Below are 6,309 nucleotides of genomic sequence, written 5' to 3'. Positions count from 1 at the left end.
TGCGCCTTGTGCAGGCTGCCGCCCATCTGCTGCATCTCCTCGACAAACAGCCGCAGCTTTTCGTAGAGACGACCGGCCCGCTCGGCGATCTGGCGGGCATTCTGGTTCTGCCGCTCGTAGCGCCACAGGTTCTCGATGGTGCGCAGCGCCACCATCAGGTTGGTGGGGCTCACCAGCAGGATGTTGTTGTCGAGGCCGTAACGCACCAGCGAGGGATCGGCCTCCATCGCGGTGAGGAAGGCGGGCTCCACCGCCACGAACATCAGCACATAGTCGAGGGTGCGCACCCCGGGCAACTGCTGGTAATCCTTGCGGCCCAGCTCGCGGATATGGTTGCGCACCGAGGCGACGTGCTCCTTGAGCGCTACCGCCTTCTCCAGCTCGTCCTCGGCGTTGTACCAGCGCTCGTAGGCGGTCAGCGACACCTTGGCGTCGATGATGATGTCCTTCTCCTGCGGCAGGTGGACAATCACGTCGGGCTGGTAGCGCTTGCCCTTCTCCACCTCGATATTGACCTGGGTGTGGTACTCGTGGCCCTCGCGCAAACCGCATTCGCTGAGGATCCGCGCCAGCACCACTTCCCCCCAGTTGCCCTGCTGCTTGCTGTCGCCCTTGAGGGCGCGGGTCAGCGCCGCCGCCTCCTCGGTCATGCGGGCATTGAGCTCGGCGAGGCGCTCCAGTTCGAACTTGAGGCTATGGCGCTGGGCCGTCTCCTGCGCGTGAGTCTCGCCTACCTGACGGCGAAAGCCCTCGAGCTGCTCCTTGAGCGGCGTGAGCAGCAGATCGAGGCTGTTCTGGTTCAGTTCGCGGAAGTTGCCGGAGTTTTGCTCGAAGATCCGGTTGGCGAGATTCTCGAACTGCTGGCTGAGGCGCTGCTCCGCCTCCTGTTGCAGTTGCAGCTTCTCGGCGGCGGCCAGCCGTTCGCTGCGCAGGGTCGCTTCCGCATCCTTGAGGCGGGCGGTGAGCTTGATCAGCAGGGCCTGCTGCTGATCCAGCTTCTGCTGGCCCTGCATCCGCTCATCCTGCAACTCGTCGAAGCGATCCTGCAACGCTTGATGCCGCTCCTGCGCCAGCAGCAGCTCCTGAGCCTGCGCCGTGGCGGCCCGTCGCCCTATCAGCCAGCCAAGCCCGATGGCCAGCACGGCGGCAGGCAGCAAGATCCCCCAGAGTCCTGGGTCGATCATTTGCGGCTCCGCTGGCGCAGGAAGAGTTCGAGATAGCGGTTAACCAACAGCCAGAGCACCACGTAGATAAGGTAGGCGGCCAGCACCACCCACTTATGGGTGTTGACGCCGGTATCGAGCTCGGCGAACTCGATACCCTTGATGCGGCAGTAGGCCCACATCAGCAGGGGAAAGACATAGAGCAGGGACGCACGCCAGAGAAATAGCCACATATGATTTCATTCAACCACGTAAAAAGACCCGCCTAGCTTACACAAGGGCAACTGCGCTTGCGATCCTGACGGCCGCTATTCTCTGGCCTGCTTCCCGAAACTTCGATAAAATTAACCCCTAATAGGTATCAGGGGCGAGCATGACTCACTATTTCCTCCGTTGGCTGACACAAGGTTGGCAAGCTTCCCGCAAGCCCGCCGTGATTTGCCATGAAGCGCGCCCGCCATGGGCCATCGAGGAGTCCCAGTACCTCTCCCTCTGCACCCGCTGTGGCGAGTGTTTCAAGGCCTGCCCGCGCGGTCTGCTCAAACCGGCCACCCAGGAGGAGTACGAGGGGAGCCCCATCGCCGGTACCCCGGTGCTCGATCTCGCCTGCGGCCAGTGCAGCTACTGCGGCAGCTGCGCCAGAGCCTGTCCCACCGGCGCCCTCGACCTGCAACTGGGTCGGCAGGTGCAGACCCGGGTGCAGATTGAAGAGAGCTGTCAGGCACGGCAGGGCTTCTACTGCCTGCTCTGTGAAGATGCCTGCCCGCAACAGGCGATCAAGGCCACGGCCGATGGCATCAACGTCAACATGGATGCCTGCAATGGCTGTGGTGCCTGCGGCCTCGCCTGCCTGCACGGCGCCATCTCCCTGATCCGCCAGCCAGGCAGTCGCTGACAGGTAAAAGAGAGCATCAGTATCTCTCCTGCTCATATTGCCCGGGACTCAGGAGACAATACCAGTTCATGTCTTCAGGGCGGGTTGATCACCGAAAGCAGCCCCCCCTCCCTTAGTACCGCCATAGTACCGCTATCGAAAGCATCGCTATAGAAGCCCTCCCCACTCGCTTGCTCTTTTTCCTGCTCCCGGTTAACCACCTATCGCCAGACGCTTGCAAGACCACTCCATCCCGGGTCCTCATCCGGCAGGCCTGCTGCTCCATTTTCAACCACAGCTACGGTCAGCGCTTTCTGTTCGGCCGCTTTTGTTTTTTGTGGCAGTGTGGCTATGCTGGCGCACCGGTGAAAATGCAAGAGAAGAGATGATGACCAAGGTTCGTCCACGCTCCCTGCTGCAGGTGGTATTGATGGGGTTTGTGCTGGTATTGATGCCGCTGGGTGGCATGATCTGGCACAACAGTACTGCTCTTGCCCACCTCAGCCAGCTCACCAGCGATGAGATGGCACGGGCGGTCAAGGATACCCGCCGGGCCACTCTGCTCACCGCCCAGGCTATCGATATCGAGCGCACCCTGCGCCGCTTCGCGGTGCTGGGGGATAGCCGCAGTCTGGCCAGTTACCGATTGCAGCTTGCAGAGTATCACCGCCTGCTGGCGGAACATCGCAACTCCCTGTCGGATCCCCAACTCTATGGCGGCCTTGACGAGTTGCTCGCGCAATTCGGCTCGTTGCAGGAGGGGGCACAGGCCAAAAAGGCGGTGGCGGGTGACATCCTCAACCAGTTCAATCGCTTGAGTCAGCAGCTGGAGGCGGGCACCCGCAGCCGGGTTGACGAACACATGGATCGGGTGCAGCTCACCATCGCCGGACTGACCAGCGAGCTCTGGTGGGTGAGCGGAGCGGTGGCGGCGCTCAGCCTGCTGATGGTCTTTATCTTTACCTACCTCATCATCCACCCGGTACGACAGATTGAGTCGCGCATCTTGAGTTTGGGAGCCGGGGTCGAACCCGATCCCAAGCCGGTTGACGGCCCTGCCGAGCTGGTATTGCTGGGGGAGCGGATCCTCTGGCTGCACGACAAACTCAAGGAACTGGAGCTGCAGAAATACCAGTTCCTGCGCCATGTCTCCCACGAGCTCAAGACCCCGCTGGCGGTGCTGCGGGAGGGTACTGATCTGCTCTGTGAGCAGTTGGTCGGGCCGTTGACGACGGAGCAGCTGGAGATCTGCCAGATGCTCGACGAGAACAGTCGGCGTTTGCAGACCCTGATCGAGCGGCTGCTCGACTTCAACCGGCTTAGCCAGCAGGAGGCCTTCGAACTGGAGCCCGTTCCCCTGCTGCCGATGTTGTCGGAACTTTCTGCAGAGTACCGGCTGGCATTGGAGTCCAAGCAGATCCGTGTACACTTGCCGACCGTGCCAGTGACCCTGTGGGCGGAGCCCTATCGGCTGCGACTGATCCTCGATAACCTCTTCTCCAACGCCGTCAGTTACGGCGCCAGCGGGGGAAATATCTGGATCAGGGCAGGGCAGGACGAGCAGACAAGCTGGCTGGAAGTGGCCAACGAGGGACCCGAGATCCCCGTGGCCGATCAGCAACGCATTTTTGAACCCTTCGAGCAGGGCAGCACAGTGCGGCAAGGTCTCTTGAAAGGCTCTGGCATGGGCCTCTCCATCGCCCGCGAGTCTGCCACCAGCCTGGGGGGAGAACTGGTTCTGGTAGAGGATGAACAGGCGGATGTCTGCTTCAGGTTGACGTTGAAATGAGGACTATGAAGATACAACGCGTATTTCCAGCTCTGATGGCAGGGCTGCTCGCGGGTTGCTCCTTGCTGCCGCAACAGCCACAGCGGGACTCCTCCGATATCGCTTTTGCCAAGCGGATGGAGTTTGCCAACAAGGAGATGCAGGTGCGCCTGCAATACTCCGACTGGCTGCTGGCCAGTCACCCCCAGCAACGGGTGCAGGAGCGTCAGCGTCTGAAAGGGGCCGACGATCTGGAGAGCCGGGTCAGTCTGGCGATGGTGGACTCCCACCCCGCCGAATCGGTGGCCAATCGCAGCGCCGGGCTGGCGCGCCTGAAGAAGATGCTGCCCGAACTGGGGCTCGATGCGCAGGCCTTTTTGCGCAGCTGGATCGCCCTTGGCGAACAGTTGCTGGTTCGCGACAGCCGTCGCGATGACCAGAGTCAGGAGATCCAGCGGCTGCGCCGCCAGATCGAACAGTTGACCGCCATCGACGATCAGCTTAATCAGCGCAAGCTGAACGATAATCGCGAGGTAATACCGTGAGCCGGATCCTGTTGGTGGATGACGACGTCAGCCTGCTCAAACTGATGAGCATGCGGCTGCGCAGTCAGGGTTATGAAGTGGATACCGCCGACAGTGCGGAAGGGGCCCTCGACCAGTTGCGTCAGCAACGGGCCGATCTGGTGCTGAGCGATCTGCGGATGGCCGGCATGGACGGTCTGGCGCTGTTCGAGCGGATCCAGGCCCAGTGGCTGGGGTTGCCGGTGATCATCATGACCGCCCACGGCACTATCCCGGACGCCATTCAGGCGACCCGCTCCGGCGTATTCAGCTTCCTGACCAAACCCATCAACAAGGATGAGCTGTTCGCCACCATCGAACATGCGTTGAGTCTGACCCGGCCGAAACAGCAGCAGGAGTGGCAGTCGCTGATCCTGACCCGCAATCCCCAGCTGGAACAGCTGCTGATCCAGGCCCATAGCATTGCCACCATGGAGGTGCCGGTGCTGATCATGGGGCCGTCAGGCTCAGGCAAGGGGGCGATGGCGCAGGCGCTGCACCAGGCCAGCCAGCGGCGCGACAAGCCGCTCCATACCATCAACTGTGCCGCCATTCCGTGGGCGTCACTCGACTTGCAGCTGTTTGGTGAAGATGGCCAGTCCGGTCTGTTCGAGCAGGCCAAGGGGGCGACCCTGTTTCTCGATGAGATTGGCAACCTCTCCGAATCCTTGCAGGCCAAGCTGCTGCAGGTGATGGAGGAGTATGGTCAGGGCACGCCAGAGGTGCGGGTGCTCAGCTCCAGCCATCAGGATCTGGTCAAGGCGATGGAGGAGGGGCGCTTTCGGGAAGATCTCTTCTACCGTCTCAACGTTGCCAATATCACCCTGCCATCTCTCAGTGCCCGCAGCGAGGATATTCCCCTGCTGGCCCGTCAGGCGCTAGACGATTACCGTAACCGCCACAGCGACTGCGCCGCCATGGGTTTTTCGCCCGAATCGCTGGCGATGCTGGCGGCCGCTGCCTGGCCCGGCAACGTGCGCCAGCTCTGCAACCTGGTGGAGCAGCTCGCCAGCCTCTGTTGCAGCCCGGTGATCGGGGTCTCCATGGTGGAGTCCGCCCTGAGCGGTGGTGGCGGCGGCATCCCCTCGTTCAACGAGGCGCGGGCCGAATTCGAGAAGGAGTATCTGACCCGTTTGCTGCGCACCACCGAGGGCAATGTGACCCTGGCGGCCAACCTGGCGGGCAGAAACCGTACCGATTTTTACAAGTTATTGAATCGGCACGGTATCGAAGCTGCAAACTTCAAATCGAAGGGATAAATCAGGCGGGATCAACCACCGCCGGAGCGGCATCGGCTTTTTGAGTTTTATGGGAGAGCCAGAGGCCGCTCGCCTTCATCAGGTAACCGAACAAGGCGCCAATGATGAGGGAGGGCAGGATCAGCCGCCACTCGCCAGCCGCCCCGAAGGTGGCACAGCAACCGGCAAAGGTGCCGGGAATGTAGCCGAGCCACTGCTGCTTGGCCTGTACGCACATCAGGGTTGCGACCACCCCCGTCATCACATAACCCGCCACACCCGCTCCCCACAGACTGTCGCCATGAATCAGCAGCAGTGCCCACAGCATGCCGCTGGTGTTGCAGAAGAGGGTCTGCAGCAGCGCCTTGTAGCCACCGCTTGACGCGAAATAGCTGGTGCAGCCGAGAAAGCCGACCCAGGAGATAAGGCCAAACGTGACGGCAATCCAGCCCCAGACGGCGGAGAGAATTCCAGTGGTGATGGCGATGGCGATCAGTGGGCTCATGGGGCGACTCTTCAGTTGGCTTCGCAAAATGGGCAGCCTACCCCCGGCAATCGGGGCGGCAAGCGGGGGCCGAATTGTGTGTGATCTTCATCACCCTTTTCAACTCAGGAATACGCTTGCGCTCGCGAAAAAAATTCATTGGTGACCGGCCTGACAGTCGGCCATAGTTAGAGGCCCTGTCCTGCTCATGGAGTGAGT

7 protein-coding genes are annotated in these 6,309 nt (G+C 61.6%); 4 read left to right on the top strand and 3 right to left on the bottom strand.

Annotated features, from left to right (window positions below; genetic code table 11):
- Both rmuC and ACRAUW_RS07025 read right to left on the bottom strand, forming a co-directional pair.
- Window positions 1-1,184, bottom strand: a 1,184-nt coding sequence (gene rmuC, locus ACRAUW_RS07030) for a DNA recombination protein RmuC (RefSeq protein WP_431361705.1), incomplete at its 3' end; no start/stop codon positions are given.
- Window positions 1,181-1,396, bottom strand: coding sequence for a hypothetical protein (locus ACRAUW_RS07025; protein ID WP_431361704.1), 216 nt, complete (start codon window positions 1,394-1,396; stop codon window positions 1,181-1,183). The genes ACRAUW_RS07025 and rmuC, both read right to left, overlap by 4 nt.
- 140 nt (window positions 1,397-1,536) lie before the next feature.
- Here ACRAUW_RS07025 and ACRAUW_RS07020 point away from each other — a divergent pair, with 140 nt between their 5' ends.
- The 4 genes from ACRAUW_RS07020 to ACRAUW_RS07005 all read left to right on the top strand — a co-directional run bounded on the left by ACRAUW_RS07020 (window position 1,537) and on the right by ACRAUW_RS07005 (window position 5,627).
- Complete coding sequence (locus ACRAUW_RS07020) at window positions 1,537-2,058, top strand: ferredoxin-type protein NapF (protein ID WP_431361703.1); 522 nt, start codon at window positions 1,537-1,539, stop codon at window positions 2,056-2,058.
- Between the two features lie 367 nt (window positions 2,059-2,425).
- Entirely contained in the window at window positions 2,426-3,826 is a 1,401-nt protein-coding gene (locus ACRAUW_RS07015) for a sensor histidine kinase (RefSeq protein ID WP_431361706.1), read from the top strand.
- Window positions 3,823-4,350, top strand: a complete 528-nt coding sequence (locus ACRAUW_RS07010; protein WP_431361702.1) for a hypothetical protein — start codon at window positions 3,823-3,825, stop codon at window positions 4,348-4,350. The genes ACRAUW_RS07015 and ACRAUW_RS07010 overlap by 4 nt, the downstream gene beginning before the upstream one ends.
- The gene (locus ACRAUW_RS07005; protein WP_431361701.1) at window positions 4,347-5,627 is read left to right on the top strand and encodes a sigma 54-interacting transcriptional regulator; all 1,281 of its coding nucleotides are present in this window, start codon (window positions 4,347-4,349) and stop codon (window positions 5,625-5,627) included. Before ACRAUW_RS07010 ends, ACRAUW_RS07005 begins: the two co-directional genes overlap by 4 nt.
- A 1-nt stretch (window position 5,628) precedes the next feature.
- Here the strand turns inward: ACRAUW_RS07005 and ACRAUW_RS07000 are convergent, their stop codons facing one another.
- Window positions 5,629-6,111, bottom strand: a complete 483-nt coding sequence (locus ACRAUW_RS07000) for a DUF1097 domain-containing protein (RefSeq protein WP_431361700.1) — start codon at window positions 6,109-6,111, stop codon at window positions 5,629-5,631.
- Window positions 6,112-6,309: the final 198 nt, after the last annotated feature.

Source organism: Aeromonas sp. (genome assembly GCF_050633025.1).
Taxonomy (GTDB): Bacteria; Pseudomonadota; Gammaproteobacteria; order Enterobacterales; family Aeromonadaceae; genus Aeromonas.
The sequence above is the reverse complement of the archived record's forward strand: the minus strand, read 5'-3'. Positions and strand labels throughout refer to the sequence as shown.

What these genes read in the sequence shown, in the direction of transcription:
- ACRAUW_RS07025 (WP_431361704.1), bottom strand. Translation starts at nt 1,396, where the DNA reads ATGTGGCTATTTCTCTGGCGTGCGTCCCTGCTCTATGTCTTTCCCCTG.
- ACRAUW_RS07020 (WP_431361703.1), top strand. Translation starts at nt 1,537, where the DNA reads ATGACTCACTATTTCCTCCGTTGGCTGACACAAGGTTGGCAAGCTTCC.
- ACRAUW_RS07015 (WP_431361706.1), top strand. Translation starts at nt 2,426, where the DNA reads ATGACCAAGGTTCGTCCACGCTCCCTGCTGCAGGTGGTATTGATGGGG.
- ACRAUW_RS07010 (WP_431361702.1), top strand. Translation starts at nt 3,823, where the DNA reads ATGAGGACTATGAAGATACAACGCGTATTTCCAGCTCTGATGGCAGGG.
- ACRAUW_RS07000 (WP_431361700.1), bottom strand. Translation starts at nt 6,111, where the DNA reads ATGAGCCCACTGATCGCCATCGCCATCACCACTGGAATTCTCTCCGCC.